Below are 16,864 nucleotides of genomic sequence, written 5' to 3' on the forward strand. Positions count from 1 at the left end.
TCAGCGTCCGATCTCCTTGCGTGTGACGCGGCGCAGCCTGCGCCGCTGCGAGGGGTCCAGGGTGAGGTACGCGGCGGCCGGGACTCCCAGAACTATCAGCAGGGCGGCCCACCAGGGCAGCCAGATCAGCAGGATGAGCCCGACCGCCACACCACCCGCTGCGACTTTGGCGTTCTTCGACATGGTGTCGCCTCCTTCGCGGCCACTGCCGCTCTCTGTCCTGAAAACGGGCCCGCGCTTCCGGCGGTTCCGTACCGCGACCCTGAGACGTCCCTGAGACCGAGCCCTGACACATCCCCGAGAACCCTTCGGTGGCTCTGCCCGGAGGACCGGAGAACACCTTCCCACTTGAATAGTGACCCAAGACACAAGGTGAAGGCATCTCGGTGACACACTCCCACTCGGATCGTGATGTACAATCGCCAATCGCGTCCCCGACTAGTCAAATTTGAGGAATACGTCATCGCTGCGCAGACCGCTCTCCCGGCAACACCCTCCGAGGTATCCGAACTCGCCCGCTGTTGTGCCGTCTTCCTGCCCGCTGATCCCGCCCGCGCCGGCCGGGTCGCCTTCTGGCGCACCGACGGCGAGAGCCCTGTCGGCCTTGCGTCAGGGTCGGTGGAGAACCTGACGGTCGTCCTGCCCGACGGCGACGGAGTGCGACCGGCGACGGTCCCCGCCCTGCTGTTGCCGGTGCGGGCGGCCCTGCCCGTCCTCACCCGCGCACGTTCCGGCGCCGACGCCCACCGGGCGACCGTGTTCTGGGGCGCGGTGGCGCTCGAGGCCCTGCATCTCGTCGCGCGCGGCCTGCTGCTGCCCGGTCTGTCCGCGGCCGACCACGACGCCTGGCGCACGGGTCCGCTGGGCGCGGAGGAGACCGAGCGGGTGCGCCACCTGGCCGCCGCCATGCCGCCCGAGGCGCACGCCGTCCCGGTCGACGGCGTCGAACCCCTGCTGCTGCCCGACCCGGAACGGCTGGTCCGCGACTTCCGGACTCGGTCGCCGACACACTGCCCCGCTCCCCCGCCGCCGAGCTGGTGACGGCCGGACCCGCGTACGCCGCGCGGGAGCCGCGGCGGGAGCCCGGGCTCCGCGCGTGGAGCGCCGATGTCGCAGCCGGCCACGACATGGGCGTACGGCTGTCGCTGCGCGTCGAGGTGCACGGCCTCACGGACGCGGCGTCCCCGGACACCCGGCCGGCGTTCCGGGCCGTGCTCCAGGTGCACAGTGTGAGCGATCCCGCGCTCGTCAAGGACGCCGCCGAGGTGTGGGCGGGCACCGGGACGGAGGCGTTCGGCACGCGCGCCCGGATGGACGCCCTGCTCGCGCTGCGCCGTGCGGCACGGGCCTGGTCCGCGCTGACGCCGCTGCTGTCGGCCGCCGTGCCGGACGCCGTGGACCTCGCCGACGAAGACGTCACCGAACTCCTCGGGCCGGGCTCCCGGGCGCTCGCCGGCGCGGGGGTCGACGTGCACTGGCCGCGCGAGCTGGCGCGTGATCTGACCACCCGCGCGGAGGTCGGTCCGGCCGACGACGGGCCGACGCAGCGCACGGCCTCGTCGGACGCCGGCCCGTCGTTCCTGTCGGCCGACGCGCTGCTCGCCTTCAACTGGTCGTTCGCCCTGGGCGACGAGCGGCTCACGCGCGAGGAGCTGGATGTGCTCGCCGAGGCCAACCGACCTGTGGTGCGCCTGCGTGACCAGTGGGTGCTCGTCGATCCCGAGGAGGCCCGGCGCGCCCGCGCGCGGCAGGACCGCAAGGTCACACCCGTCGACGCGCTCGCCGCCGCTCTGACGGGCTCGACGGAGGTGGACGGCAGCCGCGTCGAGGTGCGCGCCACGGGATGGCTGGCGGCCTTGCGGGAGCGCCTGACCGATCCCGGGGCGCAGGACACCGTCGCGCAGCCCGCCGGCCTGCACGCCACGCTGCGCGACTACCAGCGCCGGGGACTGGACTGGCTGGTGCGCATGACGTCGTCGGGCCTGGGCTGCTGCCTCGCCGACGACATGGGGCTCGGCAAGACGATCACGCTGATCGCCCTGCACCTGCACCGGCAGACCGACGCGACGGCCGCCGGACCCACTCTGGTGGTCTGCCCGACGTCCCTCATGGGCAACTGGCAGCGGGAGATCGAGCGGTTCGCGCCCGGCACGCCCGTCCGCCGCTTCCACGGCACGAAGCGCGACCTGGAGGGCCTGGCCGACGGCGAGTTCGTGCTCACCACCTACGGCACCATGCGCCTGGACACCGGCCGGCTCTCGGCCGTGCCGTGGGGCCTGGTCGTGGCGGACGAGGCCCAGCACGTGAAGAACCCGTACTCGGAGACCGCGCGGCAGCTGCGTTCCATCGGCGCCCGCGCGCGCGTGGCGCTCACCGGCACCCCGGTGGAGAACAACCTCTCGGAGCTGTGGGCCGTCCTCGACTGGGCCACCCCGGGACTGCTGGGCCGGCTCGGCACCTTCCGAAGGCACTACGCACAGGCCGTCGAGGGCGGCCAGGACCCGGCGGCGGCGGAGCGGCTGGCGCGGCTCGTGCGGCCGTTCCTGCTGCGGCGCCGCAAGTCGGACCCGGGGATCGCCCCGGAGCTGCCGCCGAAAACCGAGACCGACCACCCCGTGTCCCTGACCACGGAACAGGCCGGTCTCTACGAAGCGGTGGTGCGTGAGGCGCTCGCGGAGATCGCCGGGGCGGACAGCATGGCGCGCCGCGGCATGATCGTGAAACTCCTGACGGGACTCAAGCAGATCTGCAACCATCCGGCGCAGTTCCTGAAGGAGGAACGGCCGAGGATCACGGGCCGGTCGGGGAAGCTGGAGCTGCTGGACGAACTGCTCGGGACGATCCTCGCCGAGGGGGCGAGTGTGCTGGTCTTCACGCAGTACGTGCAAATGGCCCGGCTCCTCGAACAGCACCTGGCCGCCCGAGGTGTGGCCTCGCTGTTCCTGCACGGCGGTTCGTCCGTCACGGCCCGGGAGTCGATGGTGCGCAGGTTCCAGGACGGCGAGGTCCCGGTCTTCCTGCTGTCCCTCAAGGCGGCGGGCACCGGACTGAACCTCACCCGCGCGGAGCACGTCGTGCACTACGACCGCTGGTGGAATCCGGCGGTGGAGGCGCAGGCCACCGACCGCGCCTACCGCATCGGCCAGACCCGCCCGGTGCAGGTGCACCGGCTGGTCGCCGAGGGCACCGTCGAGGACCGCATCGCGGCCCTGCTGCACCGCAAGCGGGAACTGGCCGACGCGGTGCTGGGAGCGGGCGAGGCAGCGCTCACGGAGCTGACGGACGCGGAACTGGCCGACCTGGTCGAGCTGCGAGGGGGCACGGGATGAACGAGTACGACGAGGACACCGAGCGGACGTTCGCCGCGCTGCCGCCCGCGCACGGCCGTGGCTTCGCGCAGACCTGGTGGGGGCGGGCCTGGTTGAAGTCGCTGGAGGACGCGGCGATGGACGCGGCCCAGGTGAAGACGGGCCGCCGGCTCGCGCGCGCGGGGGCGGTCGGGGCGGTGTCGGTGCGACCGGGGCGCATCACCGCCGTCGTCCAGGACCGGGACCGTACGGCCCACCGGGCGGACGTCCTGCTGGAGGAGCTGTCCGACACCCAGTGGGACCGTTTCGTCGACCTGGCGATCGAGCGGTCCGGGCATGTGGCGGCGCTGCTGGACCGCGACATGCCGCCGCACCTCGTGGAGGACGCCGCGACCGCCGGCATCGACCTCCTGCCGGGCATGGGCGACCTGGAGCCGGAGTGCGACTGCGGCGCCTGGGACCACTGCGGGCACACGGCGGCGCTGTGCTACCAGGTCGCCAGGCTGCTCGACCAGGACCCCTTCGTGCTGCTGCTGATGCGCGGCCGCGCGGAGAGCGTTGTACTCGACGCCCTCCAGTCGCACGGTGGAGCGCCCGCGGAGGACGGCGCCCGCCCTCCGGACGGCGTGGACGCGGCCGAGGCGTACGCGACGGGGCATGTGCTGCCTCCGCTGCCCGCCCCGCCCGCTGTCCCGGACGCGCCGGGTGTGCCGCCGTCGCTGGACACCGGGACCGCGCCGCCGCCCGGTGTCGACCCTGCCGCCCTGGGCTTCCTGGCCTCCCGGGGCGCGGCGGAGGCACACTTCCTGCTCGCCGAGGCCCTGCGCGGGGGGCACGAACGGCAGGCCCTGAGCACGGAACCGGACGCCTCCGAGGACGCCGTGCGCCTGGCCGCGGGCGACCCGGCACCGGACGTGTCGCGCCGCCTCGGCGAGGGCTCGGGCCGCACGCCGGAGTCCTTGGATGCCGCCGTCCGCGCGTGGCGGCTCGGGGGCGGGCCGGCCCTGTACGTGCTGGAGCAGGAGTGGACGGTGGAGGGCGACACGCTCGCCCGCGCGCGTGCGGCACTCGAGTCGGCCTGGGACGAGGACGAGCGGCCCGCGTTGCGGGCGCGGGGCAACCGCTGGACCGTCGTCGGCGCGCCGCACCAGCTACGCCTGGACCGCGAGGGCCGCTGGTGGCCGTACCGCAAGGAGCGCGGGCGCTGGGTCCCCGCGGGCGGCGCGGCCCACGACCCGGCGACGGCCCTGGCGTCGGCGGCACCGGCGGCCGGGGACGAACCCTGAGAACCGGTGCGGGCGGGCGCCCCTGACGCTGCTGCCGCGAACAACCGGTGCGGGCGCCCGTGAGGATGCTGCCGCGAACAACCGCTGCCGGCCCGTGTCGCCGCTGCCGGCAACGGTTGTATCTCCGCCGGTACCCGACGTGCCGACAGTTTCCGGCCCCCGTCCGTCGACCGGACGGGGGCCGGAACCTCGTGCAGGGGTCCGAGCGCTGGGCAGGTGCCTGGGCAGACGCCTCAGCGGGCGCCGAGGAGGTGGTCCATGGCGAGCTGGTCCAGGTGCTCGAAGGCCATACCGCGCGCGGCGGCCGCGTCCACGTCGAAGGTGTCGTAGGCACTCGGGTCGGCCAGCAGGGCCGCGAGGCCGTCCTCGGCGGTCGGACGGGCCAGCTCGTCCAGCCGGGCCGCCGCGAGGGCCTCCTGCACCTGCGGGTCCGCCCGGAAGGCCGCCGCCCGGTCCTTGAGGATCAGGTAGTTGCGCATGCAGCCGGCCGCCGACGCCCACACACCGTCGAGGTCCTCGGTCCGCGGGGGCTTGAAGTCGAAGTGCCGCGGCCCCGTGTAACCGGCCCTCTCCAGCAGGTCGACGAGCCAGAACGCGGCCCGCAGGTCGCCCGCGCCGAAGCGCAGGTCCTGGTCGTACTTGATGCCCGACTGGCCGTTGAGGTCGATGTGGAACAGCTTGCCCGCCCACAGCGCCTGCGCGATCCCGTGCGGGAAGTTCAGCCCCGCCATCTGCTCGTGGCCGACCTCGGGGTTCACGCCGTACAGCTCCGGACGTTCCAGCCGCTCGATGAAAGCCAGAGCGTGGCCCACCGTCGGGAGCAGGATGTCGCCGCGGGGCTCGTTCGGCTTCGGCTCGATCGCGAACTTCAGGTCGTAGCCCTGCTCGGTGACGTATTCGCCCAGCAGGTCGAAGGCCTCCTTCATCCGGTCCAGGGCGTCCCGCACGTCCTTGGCCGCGCCGGACTCCGCGCCTTCCCGGCCGCCCCAGGCGACGTACACGCTCGCGCCCAGCTCCACCGCGAGGTCGATGTTGCGGATCGTCTTGCGCAGCGCGTACCGGCGCACGTCCCGGTCGTTCGCCGTGAACGCGCCGTCCTTGAACACCGGGTGCGTGAACAGGTTCGTCGTCGCCATCGGCACCTTCATGCCGGTCGCGTCCAGCGCCTGCCGGAACCGCTTGACGTGCTCCTCGCGCTCGGTGTCGCTCGACCCGAACGGGATCAGGTCGTCGTCGTGGAAGGTGACCCCGTACGCCCCCAGCTCGGCCAGGCGGCGCACCGACTCCGCCGGGTCCAGCGCACGCCGGGTGGCATCGCCGAAGGGATCCCGGCCCTGCCAGCCGACCGTCCACAAGCCGAACGTGAACCTGTCCTCGGGAGTGGGCTGGTAGTTCATTCCGCGGCTCCTCACTCGCTGCCGATCACTCGCTGCCGACTATTTCGTCATGGCGCTTTACAAATTAGTATGCACACACGCTTCTGGGAAGGGACAAGGTGTCCCCGAAGGAGTGATCGAGGCAGTCCAGCCACTCCAGGCAGTCCAGTCAGAGCCCGCAGAGAGCCGCGGAAGAGGGAGAAACCCGATGTCAGCAGCCGAGGGACCGCTCGTAGTCGGCGTGGACACGTCCACCCAGTCCACCAAGGCACTGGTCGTCGACGCGGCCACCGGCCAGGTCGTCGCGAGCGGCCAGGCACCCCACACGGTGTCCTCAGGAGCCGGCCGCGAGAGCGACCCGCGTCAGTGGTGGGACGCGCTCCGCGAGGCCCTGCACCAGTGCGGTGACGCCGCGCGGGAGGCCGCCGCGGTGTCCGTCGGCGGTCAGCAGCACGGTCTCGTCACGCTGGACGCCCAGGGCGAGCCGGTGCGCCCGGCCCTGCTGTGGAACGACGTGCGCTCGGCCCCGCAGGCCCGCCGCCTGATCGAGGAGCTGGGCGGCCCCAAGAGCTGGGCGGAGCGCACGGGCAGCGTGCCCAGTGCCTCGTTCACGGTCACCAAGTGGGCCTGGCTGGCCGAGCACGAACCGGAGGCGGCCCGCGCGGCGAAGGCGGTACGGCTCCCCCACGACTACCTCACCGAACGGCTCACCGGCGAGGGAACCACCGACCGCGGCGACGCGTCCGGCACCGGCTGGTGGGCTTCCGGCACCGAGGCCTACGACGAGGAGGTCCTCGCGCACGTGGGGCTCGATCCGGCGCTGCTGCCCCGTCCGGTCCGTCCCGGCGAGGTGGCCGGAACCGTGCGCGACGGCCACGGCCTGCCCTTCTCCAAGGGCACCCTGGTCGCCGCCGGCACCGGCGACAACGCGGCCGCCGCACTGGGCCTCGGGCTGCGCCCGGGTGTGCCGGTGATGAGCCTGGGCACCTCGGGCACCGTCTACGCCGTGTCGCGGCACCGCTCCGCCGACCCGACCGGCACCGTGGCCGGATTCGCCGACGCGCGCGGCGACTGGCTGCCGCTGGCCTGCACCCTCAACTGCACACTCGCCGTCGACCGCGTCGCCGCGCTGCTGTGCCTGGACCGGGAGGCCGTCGAGCCCGGCACCGACGTCACGCTCCTGCCCTACCTGGACGGCGAGCGCACACCGAACCTGCCGCACTCCTCCGGCCTCCTGCACGGGCTGCGTCACGACACCACCGCCGGCCAGCTGCTCCAGGCCGCCTACGACGGTGCCGTCCACTCGCTCCTCGGTGCGCTGGACCTCGTCCTCGACGCCGACGCGGACCCGGACGCGCCGCTGCTGCTGATCGGCGGCGGTGCGCGCGGGACCGCCTGGCAGCAGACCGTACGACGGCTGTCGGGGCGGCCCGTGCAGATCCCCGAGGCCAGGGAGCTGGTCGCGCTCGGCGCCGCCGCACAGGCGGCCGGCCTGCTGACCGGCGAGGACGCGGCGGCGGTCGCCCGCCGTTGGAACACGGCCGCCGGGCCGGTGCTGGACGCCGTGGAACGGGACGAGGCGACGCTGACCAGGATCTCCGGGATACTCTCCGACGCGGCACCCCTGCTGGAGCGGGGAGTGGGTTCCGGCTGAGCACACGACCGCACGGGCGACGCCGCCGGCGCGCAGGCGTCGCCCGACGACCGTCGCAGGCCGGCCCGGCCGATTGCCGTCGGCACCGCCTGTCGACGGCTTCGAGAGGCGTGACCGAACGGACGACGGAGAGACCGACCAAGGACTGACGGAGGCATGACCGCACCGCCGCACGAAGCGCACAGCCACCCGGCCCGCCCCGGGCGTGCCCTGCCGGACACCCAGCAGGGCATGCGCCGGCGCAACCTCGCCCGTGTGATGCACACCGTCAGCGCGGAGGGTCCGCTGTCGCGGGCCGCCGTGGCGTCCCGGATCGGGCTGACGCGTGCGGCGGTGTCGACCCTGGTGGACGAGCTCATCCGCACGGGACTGCTGGAGGAACTGGGCCCTGAGCGGCCCGGCCGCGTGGGGCGGCCCGGGTCGGCGCTCGCCGTCAGTGGAACGGGGCCGGCCGGCATCGGTGCGGAGGTCGGTGTGGACCACCTCGCGGTCTGCGCGGTCGACCTGCGCGGCAGCCTGCGGGCGCGTGTGGTGCGCCACGGCAGCAATCGGGGCCGCTCCCCGGAGCCGGTGATCGAACAGCTCAACGGTCTGGTGCGGCAGGTCGTCTCCGAGACCGAGGCCGAGGGACTGTGGCCGGCCGGGCTCGCACTGGCCGTGCCGGGACTCGTGGCACGCGACGCCCGTACCGTCGTCCACGCCCCGAACCTGGACTGGCACGACGCGGACCTGGGCCCGCTGCTGCCGGAACACCTGCCGCTGACCGTGGGCAACGAGGCCAACTTCGGCGCGCTCGCCGAACTCTGGCTCGGCGACGGCACCCCACGGGACTTCCTGCACGTCTCGGCCGAGATCGGCATCGGTGCCGCCGTCGTCGTCGACGGGCGGCTGCTGCGCGGCACCCGCGGCTTCGCGGGCGAGCTGGGCCATGTGCCCGTCCGGCCCGACGGACCGGAGTGCGCCTGCGGCGGACGGGGATGCCTGGAGCAGTACGCCGGCGAGAAGGCGGTCCTGCGCGCGGCCGGTCTGGAGCCGGGCGAGGACCGGGTGGGCATGCTCGCGGAACGTGCGGCCGAAGGGGACGAGGCGGTACGGCGTGCCCTGCGCGAGGCGGGCACGGCACTCGGCATCGCGCTGACCGGGGCGGTCAACCTGCTGGATCCCGAGGGTGTGGTGCTGGGTGGAGCACTGGCCGGGCTCGCCCCCTGGCTGCTGCCGTCACTCAACGACGAGCTGGCCCGGCGCACGGCCGGCCCGGCGTGCCCGGTCGCCGTGTCGGAACTCGGGTCCCGGGGGCCGTTGCTGGGCGCCGCCCACTCGGTGGTGCGGGCCGTCCTGGACGATCCGGCGGTGGTGGCGGAACGGGCCTGAGCCCGAGCCGGGCAGCACTCCGTCCCTTCGCGGCGCGAAACACCGCAGCGAAACACTCCAGCCCCCGCCTCCCACCCTTTCATCACTCGTTCGAGTGAGCGCGATGTCCACAAGGCGGGGGCTGTCCACGGAACGGCGCGGCGCTCTTCTGCGCAATCCCCGCTGCCCGTACGGTGATTCACGCGGACGCACCCGGCGCGACGGACGGCGGACCACGTCCGCGTCACCGACCTCCCCTCCTCCTCGGCGGCCGTCGCGCGCCGAACACCCCCCACCGGGCCCAGGCCCCCACCGACGAAAGGTCAGTCCATGGAAAGGGAAAGGAAAGCCGCCCCCGTACCGACCAGGCGGCGCCTGCTGCAGGGCGCCGCGCTCGCCACCGTCCCGTTCGCACTGTTCTCCGGCACTCGTGCCGCGGCGCACTCCGGTACCGGCGCACGACCCGGATCCGACCCGGACCCGAACCCCCGTGCCGCCGAGTACCCCTCCGTCGAGTGGCAGCCGGCGAGCACGTCCAACTACACCCGGTCGACCCGTCCCTCCGCCTACCCCGTCGACCACGTCGTCGTCCACGTCACGCAGGAGACCTACGCCGACACCCTCTCCATCTTCCGCAACCCGGACAGGCAGGTCTCGGCGCACTACGTCGTCCGCTCCTCGGACGGGCACGTCGCGCAGTGCGTCCGCGAGGCCGACATCGCCTGGCACGCGGGGAACTGGGACTACAACACCCGCAGCATCGGCATCGAGCACGAGGGGTGGGTGGACCGGCCGGAGTACTTCACCGACGCCCTGTACGAGCAGTCGGCCCTCCTCACCGCGGCGATCTGCACCACCTACGGCATCCCCAAGGACCGTGAGCACATCATCGCGCACCACGAGGTGCCGGGCAGCGACCACACGGACCCGGGGCCGCTGTGGGACTGGACCCGCTACATCAGACTGGTCAACTTCGCCTGAGCCGCGCCCGGCTCGCGGCGGAAGGCCTCGGCGGAAGGCCACCTTCGGGTGATCGGACCGGTCGAAGTGGTTGTCCGCTTCCGTCCACGGAGTGACGATGGCCCCGTCGCGACACCTTCCGGGGAGGCCGAGTTGACTGATGCGTGGCTGGCTCTGGAACCGGGGGCCGACCCCGTCGAACGCGCCCGGACGCTGCGGCGGGCGCACGAGGCCTTCACCGAGGCGGGTACGGTGCCGCGGCCCGTGCGCCCCGTGGTGGCGGAGTCCTGGCGACGCTCGGTCCGGGCGGGTGTCGGCCCCGACGGGACCGCGAGTGTGGAGCTCATGGACGACGACCTGGGCGCCTACCGGGCCGAGCATCCGCTGGCGCGGGTGATGCCGCTGATCCGGGAGCTCCTCGGGACCTTCGCCGCCGACGGCGAGCACTTGCTCGCGGTCTGCGACGCGCACGGCAGACTGCTGTGGGTCGAGGGGCACCCGGCGACCCGGCGACGGGCGGACGGGATGAACTTCGTGCCGGGCGCCCGCTGGGCGGAGTCGGCGGTGGGGACCAACGCGCCGGGCACGGCGGTGGCCGTCGGCCGGCCGGTCCAGGTGTTCACGGCCGAGCACTTCATCCGCCGGGTCCAGCCGTGGACGTGCGCGGCTGCCCCGGTGCACGATCCCCGTACCGGACGGGTGCTCGGCGCGGTGGACATCACCGGCGGGGACGGCCTGGCGCACCCGCACAGTCTGGGCTTCGTCCAGGCGGTCGCGCGTGCCGCCGAGTCTCAGCTGGCGCTGCTCGCCCCGGAGCCGTCCGCTGCCGAGGGGGCCGAGCTGACCGCGTTGGGCCGCGACGAGGCGCTGCTCAGCTCGGGCGGCCGCGGAGTGCGGCTGAGCCGGCGGCACAGCGAGATCGTCGTGCTGCTGGCCCACCATCCGGAGGGCCTCACCGGCGACGAACTGCTGTGCGCGCTGTACGAGGACGAGTCGGTGCCGCCGGTGACGTTGCGTGCCGAACTCGCCCGGCTGCGCGGCATCCTGGGCCCCGGCCGACTGGTGTCGCGGCCCTACCGGCTGACGATGCCCGTCGAGTCCGACGCCACGGTGGTCGAGCGTCGCCTGCGGTCCGGTGCCGTGACGGCGGCGGCGACGGCGTACGCCGGTCCGCTGCTGCCCGGCTCCCGGGCCCCGGCGGTCGCGCGGCTCAGGCGCCGGCTCGCCGACGGGCTGCGTGCCGCGCTGATCGCCTGCGGCGATCCCGACCTGCTGGCCGACTGGGCGCACTCCCCGTGGGGCGAGGACGACCTCGACGTCTGGCGCACCCTGGCCGCGGTCCGGCCGACGGCCGCGGCCCGGTCCCGGCTCGCCGCGCTGGAGTCCGAACTGGCGGCCCCGTAAGACGTGGTGGCCACGTACCGGCCGGCCATGACCGACCGGTCGTGGACCGGTAGCGGGCGGCTGCCGCCGCGGACGCAACCTGTCTGCAACGTCCCGCTGCCTAGCCTCGCGCGCAGAGCCGTCCAACGGCGGGCGGCACTCGACGAGGGAGGCAGACAGGATGACCCGTTACGCGGCGCCCGGCACCGAGGGCGCGATCGTCTCCTACCAGTCGCGCTACGACCACTTCATCGGCGGCGCGTACGTGCCGCCGGCGCGCGGGCAGTACTTCGAGAACCCGTCACCGGTGAACGGCCAGCCGTTCACGGAGGTCGCGCGCGGTACGGCGGAGGACGTGGAGCGGGCGCTCGACGCGGCGCACGAGGCGGCCCCGGGCTGGGCCCGGACGTCGGTGACCGAGCGCTCCGACGTCCTGCTGAAGATCGCCGACCGCATGGAGGCGAACCTGGAACGCCTGGCGGTCGCCGAGAGCTGGGAGAACGGGAAGCCGGTGCGCGAGACGCTGGCGGCCGACATCCCGCTCGCCGTCGACCACTTCCGCTACTTCGCGGGCGCGATCCGCGCCCAGGAGGGCTCGCTCGGCGAGGTCGACGACGACACCGTGGCGTACCACTTCCACGAGCCGCTGGGGGTCGTCGCGCAGATCATCCCGTGGAACTTCCCGATCCTGATGGCGGCCTGGAAGCTCGCTCCCGCCCTCGCCGCCGGCAACGCGGTGGTCCTGAAGCCCGCCGAGCAGACTCCCGCCTCGATCCACTACTGGCTGAGCCTGGTCGCGGACCTGCTGCCGCCCGGCGTCCTGAACATCGTCAACGGCTTCGGCGTGGAGGCGGGCAAACCGCTGGCGTCCAGCCCGCGGGTGGCGAAGGTGGCGTTCACCGGGGAGACCACCACCGGGCGGCTGATCATGCAGTACGCCTCGGAGAACATCAAGCCGGTCACCCTGGAGCTCGGCGGCAAGTCGCCCAACATCTTCTTCGACGACGTCTGGGACCGGGACGACGACTTCCGCGACAAGGCGCTCGAGGGCTTCACGATGTTCGCCCTCAACCAGGGCGAGGTGTGCACCTGCCCGTCCCGGGCGCTGGTCCAGCGCGGCAACTACGCCGACTTCATGGCGGCCGCCGTCGCCCGCACCGAGCTGATCAAACCGGGCCACCCCCTGGACACCGACACGATGATCGGCGCCCAGGCCTCCAACGACCAGTTGGAGAAGATCCTCTCCTACCTCGACATCGGCCGGCAGGAGGGCGCCAAGGTGCTCACCGGTGGCGAACGCGTCGAGCACGAGGGAGAGCTGAAGGGCGGCTACTACGTCCAGCCGACGGTCTTCGAGGGCCACAACCGCATGCGGATCTTCCAGGAGGAGATCTTCGGCCCGGTCGTGTCGGTCACGTCCTTCGACGACTTCGACGACGCGATCAAGACCGCCAACGACACCCTGTACGGTCTCGGCGCCGGGGTGTGGACCCGCGACATGAACACCGCCTACCGCGCGGGCCGCGCGATCCAGGCGGGCCGCGTCTGGACCAACTGCTACCACGCCTACCCGGCGCACGCCGCGTTCGGCGGCTACAAGCAGTCGGGGATCGGCCGGGAGAACCACAAGATGATGCTGGAGCACTACCAGCAGACGAAGAACCTCCTGGTGTCGTACTCACCGAAGAAGCTGGGCTTCTTCTAGAGACTCAGACAACGGCGCCTGACCAGGCAACTTGTCCGGCAGGCGCCCTTGTCACACTCACCCTGGGCCGCGCTCGGCGACAAGCCGGTGCGCTGCGAAGGACGACCTTGAGGCCGCCGATGCCTCCGTGTGGCGCGACATCTTCGACGTCAACGTGATCGGCGCTTGGCAGCTGACCACCGCCGCCGTCCCGCACCTGCGCGAGTCCGGAGCCGGCTCGATCGTCAACGTCTCATCGGTCTCGGCGACCCGTGCCCTGGGCAGCTCGTCCCCTACGCCGTCAGCAAGGCCACCGGGTCGGCACTCCGGAGGACCTCGCCGAGGCGGTCCAGTTCCTGACACGGGCGACCTATACGACCGGCGATGTCATCACGGTCGACGGCGGCCGCCACATCGTCTGAGCGCCCGGGCGCCCCGCCGTTGGACGCCCGCAGCATCCGCCGCCGCGGTGTCGTCGGAAGCTCACCCTCGCCCTTCGAGGGACTGGCACTGGCCGCCGAGCCCGGCTCCGCGTCCGAGGAGGGCCTGAGAGCCGACGGGCCGTTACGGCCACCGGGCGCAGGGCACCCGGCGGCCATGGCATTCACACACGGAACGCACCGTTCGGGCGGCGCCGGCCGGGGACGTGCCGCAGCCGTGGGCGTCGGTGCCGCGGCGGGCGCCACGGCCGCCGCCGGGCTCCTGCTCGGCCGCAAGGCGGCCACGATCGGCAAGGTCGGCAAGGGGCACCCCCTCAAGCACCGCGCGCTGGACCTGGCGGCCGGCGCGATGCAGCCGAAGTACCCGATCGACGCGATGAGCACCTACCTCAACGGCTTCCACATGTACGCCGACGACATGGGCAGGCAGGTGGAGGCCACGCACTTCTGCATCCATCTCCGGCACGACCTGCACCAGTGCGTGATCTTCGACCGCAACGCCCCCGACGCCCGGCTGATAGGCATCGAGTACATCATCAGCGAGGAACGCTTCCGCAGCCTGCCCGAGGACGAGAAGCGGCTGTGGCACAGCCACCACTACGAGGTGAAGTCCGGCATCCTCACCGCGCCCGGTATCCCCGACCTGGCCGAGCACGCCTACTTCGAGGACCTCGTGACCACCTACGGGAAGACCTTCCACACCTGGCAGTACGACCGCGACGACTTCCCGTACGGCATCCCGCAGCTGATGATGGGCTTCACTGAGGACGGGCAGGCCTCGGACGAGATGGTGCGGGCACGGGACGAGCGGCTCGGCCTCTCGACGGCCCGCAAGCGGCGCAGCCGGGAGGACATCCCGATGCCGGAGGTGGCTCCCGGTGCCAACGCGTGGGAGAGCGGCCGGACGGTGCAGACACGCGTCGAGGAGACGGATCTCAAGCGCTGATCCGCTCAGCCGGCCCGCACTTCGGTGTTCTGGCCGGCGTGCAGCAGCCAGCGTCCGTCGTCCTGCCTGGTCATGACGTACAGCGGCGCGCCCTCCGTGTCCCCCTCGGCCGAGTGGTAGACCTGCCGTACCTTCACGGCCGCCACGTCCGGCCGCAGGAACTGCACGTGGACGGCCTCGTAGGTGACGTCTCCGTCCCACGTGGCGTTCGGCAGCACGGCGCGGGTGAAGTCGGCGATCGCGTCGAAGCCGAGGAGGACCTTGCCGTGGGCGGTCGTCCACAGCGCGTCCGGATGGAAGAGGGCGAGGAATCCTTCGGCGTCCTTGGCCCGCTGGGTGCGTTGGACGGTGGCCACGACCTGCCGGATCGCCTCGATGTCGGCCGTGGTGTCGGTGTTCGGGATGTCGGGGTTCATGCGGGCCAGCCTGGTACCTCGAGTCCGGTTGAGGTCAAGGGCCGAGGGGCAGAAGGGCCGCTGGGCGTGCGGGCCGGCCGAGGCGGACCCGGACGCCCGGTGAGTAGAGCACGCTGACGGGGGCGGCGGTGGGGGCGGGGACACCGGCGGCCGCCACCAGGTTCTCGTCGCAGGTGAGGAGCTCGGCACGGTACAGGGGCCAGCGGGGGTGGTGGTTGGGCAGGTACGCCGCACCGCCGGGGAACGCGTTGTGCATGCCCCAGCGGGCGGTGAGGAAGTGCTCCAGCCCCGTGGGCTCGCGGATGTGCTCACCGGTGCGGACGACGATGCGGCTGGACGCCCCGCGCGGACCGGGCCATCGGCGGGAGCTCGTGTAGGCCAGAGTGGAGCCGGCGGAGCGGACGCTCATGCGGGACCACAGGTAGGGCAGCCGGAAGAGGAGGCGCCCCATCACCACCGGGACCAGCCGCGAGGCGTCCATCGACCGGAAGACCACACCGCGCCGGCCGTGGACGTCCACCGAGTACAGGCGCACGTTGGTCTCCGGGAACGAGCCGAAGTAGGGCACCCCGGGCAGCCGGAACCAGCCGACCCGGTACATCCGGAAGGCGACGAGTCCGACGTACGTCAGCCCGTCGTACGTGTCGGGGACGGTGCCGCGCGGCATCAGGTGCGCCACGGCGGCCGGCTCGACGGCCCAGTGGACGAAGGCCAGGTCGAGCCACTCCTGGGTGAGCAGCGGTGTCCTTGCCGGCTCGGGCGCGTCGGGAGTCACGGGGGTGGGCTTCTGCACGGCGCAAGAATGGCAGACGGCCGGGACGGGCGTGGGGCCCTCGGGGGCCGGGATTGACCCTCGACCTGGTCAAGGGCCCAGAGTCGCGGACGTGGAGAGCGAGATGCGCAGCATTGGGGAGATGGCCGGCGACAGCGGCCTGGGCGTGAGCGCCCTGCGGTTCTACGACCGTGCCGGTGTGCTGGTCCCCGCCTGGGTGGATCCGGTCAGCGGCTACCGCTGGTACGCGCCGGAGCAGCTGGACGAGGCGCGGCTGCTGGCGCGGCTGCGCCGGGCCGGCATGCCCTTGGCGGACATCCGGCTGGTACTGGCCGGCTGGTCCGGTTCGGACACCGACCTGGTGCGCGGACTCCTCCTGGCGCACCTACGCCGGCTCGAAGGCGGGCTGGCCGCCGCCCGCGCCGAGTTCTCCGCGATCCGGACCCTGCTCGACCAGAGGGAGAACCCCATGACCACCGCACCCCGCACCACCGCCGCCCGTCTGTCCGTGTCCGCGCCCGAGCTGGCCGCCGCGCTGGACGCGGTCCGCTACGCGGCGAGCTCCGACCCCGGACTGCCCATGCTCGGCGGTGTCCTGTTCGACGTGGAGGGCGACACCCTTCACCTCGTGGCCACCGACCGCTACCGGATGGCCGTGGCCCGGATCGGCGCCACCGGTCACGCGGGGCCACGCGTGCAGGTGACCGTGCCCGTCCCGCTCTCCGACGCGATGCGCGCGCTGCTGGGCGGGGACGAGCCCGTCGGTCTCACCGTGGACGGTGACCGGGTGGCGCTGGAGGCCGGGGACCGTCAGGCGGCCGGGCAGTGCCTCGCCCAGGACTTCCCCGACTACCGCCGGCTCGTCCACCTGCCGTCCGGACGGCGGGCCCTCGTCGAGACGGCCGCCCTCCGTGCGCAGCTGGAGACCGGTCCCGTCCGCCCGGGTGTGGCGCGCGAGCAGGGTGACGTGTCCGGCGACGTCAGTGTGCTCGGGATCGCGGACGACGGCACGGTCAGCGTGCGCGAGGACGGAGACGGCGACGGGAGCCGCGTCGCCGTCGACCGGGGGTTCCTGCTGGAGGCGATCGCCGCCGCGGGCGGAGACCGGCTGGTGCTGGAGTTCGGCGCCCCCACGGCTCCTGTGGCGATCCGCCGCGTGGCCGACGAGACGACGTTCGCACTGCTCATGCCGGTCCGGCTGGACGACTGACGGCCGGGCGCCGACGGCCCGGCACACGCCGGTGCCGTGAGTCGTTCCCCGGCCACCTCCTCCCCGATCCGTCGGCCGA

General features: G+C 73.1%; 13 protein-coding genes and 1 pseudogene. 10 read left to right on the plus strand and 4 right to left on the minus strand.

Annotated features, from left to right (window positions below):
- The gene (locus tag AMK11_RS30220; protein ID WP_073731279.1) at positions 1-183 is read right to left on the minus strand and encodes a hypothetical protein; all 183 of its coding nucleotides are present in this window, start codon (positions 181-183) and stop codon (positions 1-3) included.
- 228 nt (positions 184-411) lie between these two features.
- On the opposite strand from AMK11_RS30220, the pseudogene AMK11_RS30225 reads away from it, so the two are divergent.
- Together AMK11_RS30225 and AMK11_RS30230 are read left to right on the plus strand one after the other, a co-directional pair.
- Positions 412-3,329, plus strand: a pseudogene (locus AMK11_RS30225) (DEAD/DEAH box helicase).
- Positions 3,326-4,594 carry an SWIM zinc finger family protein gene (locus AMK11_RS30230; RefSeq protein WP_073731280.1) on the plus strand — a complete coding sequence of 423 codons (1,269 nt, stop codon included), beginning with the start codon at positions 3,326-3,328 and terminating at the stop codon, positions 4,592-4,594. Before AMK11_RS30225 ends, AMK11_RS30230 begins: the two are co-directional and overlap by 4 nt.
- Before the next feature lie 233 nt (positions 4,595-4,827).
- Here the strand turns inward: AMK11_RS30230 and xylA are convergent, their stop codons facing one another.
- Complete coding sequence (gene xylA, locus AMK11_RS30235; RefSeq protein WP_073731281.1) at positions 4,828-5,991, minus strand: xylose isomerase; 1,164 nt, start codon at positions 5,989-5,991, stop codon at positions 4,828-4,830.
- Between the two features lie 187 nt (positions 5,992-6,178).
- On the opposite strand from xylA, the gene xylB reads away from it, so the two are divergent.
- From xylB to AMK11_RS30270, 7 genes are all read left to right on the plus strand, one after another.
- Positions 6,179-7,624, plus strand: a complete 1,446-nt coding sequence (gene xylB, locus AMK11_RS30240) for a xylulokinase (protein WP_073731282.1) — start codon at positions 6,179-6,181, stop codon at positions 7,622-7,624.
- Positions 7,625-7,780: 156 nt separating this feature from the next.
- Complete coding sequence (locus AMK11_RS30245) at positions 7,781-8,995, plus strand: ROK family transcriptional regulator (protein WP_073731283.1); 1,215 nt, start codon at positions 7,781-7,783, stop codon at positions 8,993-8,995.
- Positions 8,996-9,304: 309 nt separating this feature from the next.
- Positions 9,305-9,955, plus strand: coding sequence for an N-acetylmuramoyl-L-alanine amidase (locus AMK11_RS30250; protein WP_073731284.1), 651 nt, complete (start codon positions 9,305-9,307; stop codon positions 9,953-9,955).
- Positions 9,956-10,087: 132 nt separating this feature from the next.
- The gene (locus AMK11_RS30255) at positions 10,088-11,338 is read left to right on the plus strand and encodes a GAF domain-containing protein (RefSeq protein WP_073731285.1); all 1,251 of its coding nucleotides are present in this window, start codon (positions 10,088-10,090) and stop codon (positions 11,336-11,338) included.
- A gap of 160 nt (positions 11,339-11,498) precedes the next feature.
- Positions 11,499-13,022, plus strand: coding sequence for an acetaldehyde dehydrogenase ExaC (gene exaC / locus AMK11_RS30260; RefSeq protein ID WP_073731286.1), 1,524 nt, complete (start codon positions 11,499-11,501; stop codon positions 13,020-13,022).
- 31 nt (positions 13,023-13,053) lie between these two features.
- On the plus strand, positions 13,054-13,551 hold the full coding sequence (locus tag AMK11_RS39275; protein WP_079187793.1) for an SDR family oxidoreductase: 498 nt from the start codon (positions 13,054-13,056) through the stop codon (positions 13,549-13,551).
- A 47-nt stretch (positions 13,552-13,598) separates the two neighbouring features.
- Positions 13,599-14,387, plus strand: coding sequence for an OBAP family protein (locus tag AMK11_RS30270; protein WP_073731288.1), 789 nt, complete (start codon positions 13,599-13,601; stop codon positions 14,385-14,387).
- Positions 14,388-14,392: 5 nt separating this feature from the next.
- Here AMK11_RS30270 and AMK11_RS30275 read toward each other — a convergent pair whose 3' ends face one another.
- Complete coding sequence (locus AMK11_RS30275; protein WP_073731289.1) at positions 14,393-14,803, minus strand: SgcJ/EcaC family oxidoreductase; 411 nt, start codon at positions 14,801-14,803, stop codon at positions 14,393-14,395.
- A 34-nt stretch (positions 14,804-14,837) separates the two neighbouring features.
- A complete protein-coding gene (locus AMK11_RS30280; protein WP_073731290.1) occupies positions 14,838-15,596 on the minus strand; it encodes a YqjF family protein in 759 nt (252 codons plus the stop codon).
- Positions 15,597-15,699: 103 nt separating this feature from the next.
- On the opposite strand from AMK11_RS30280, the gene AMK11_RS30285 reads away from it, so the two are divergent.
- Positions 15,700-16,785: a DNA polymerase III subunit beta family protein gene (locus AMK11_RS30285; RefSeq protein WP_073731291.1), complete on the plus strand. Its 1,086-nt coding sequence runs from the start codon at positions 15,700-15,702 to the stop codon at positions 16,783-16,785.
- Positions 16,786-16,864 lie beyond the last annotated feature (79 nt).

This window comes from Streptomyces sp. CB02414 (assembly GCF_001905385.1).
Lineage (GTDB): Bacteria > Actinomycetota > Actinomycetes > Streptomycetales > Streptomycetaceae > Streptomyces.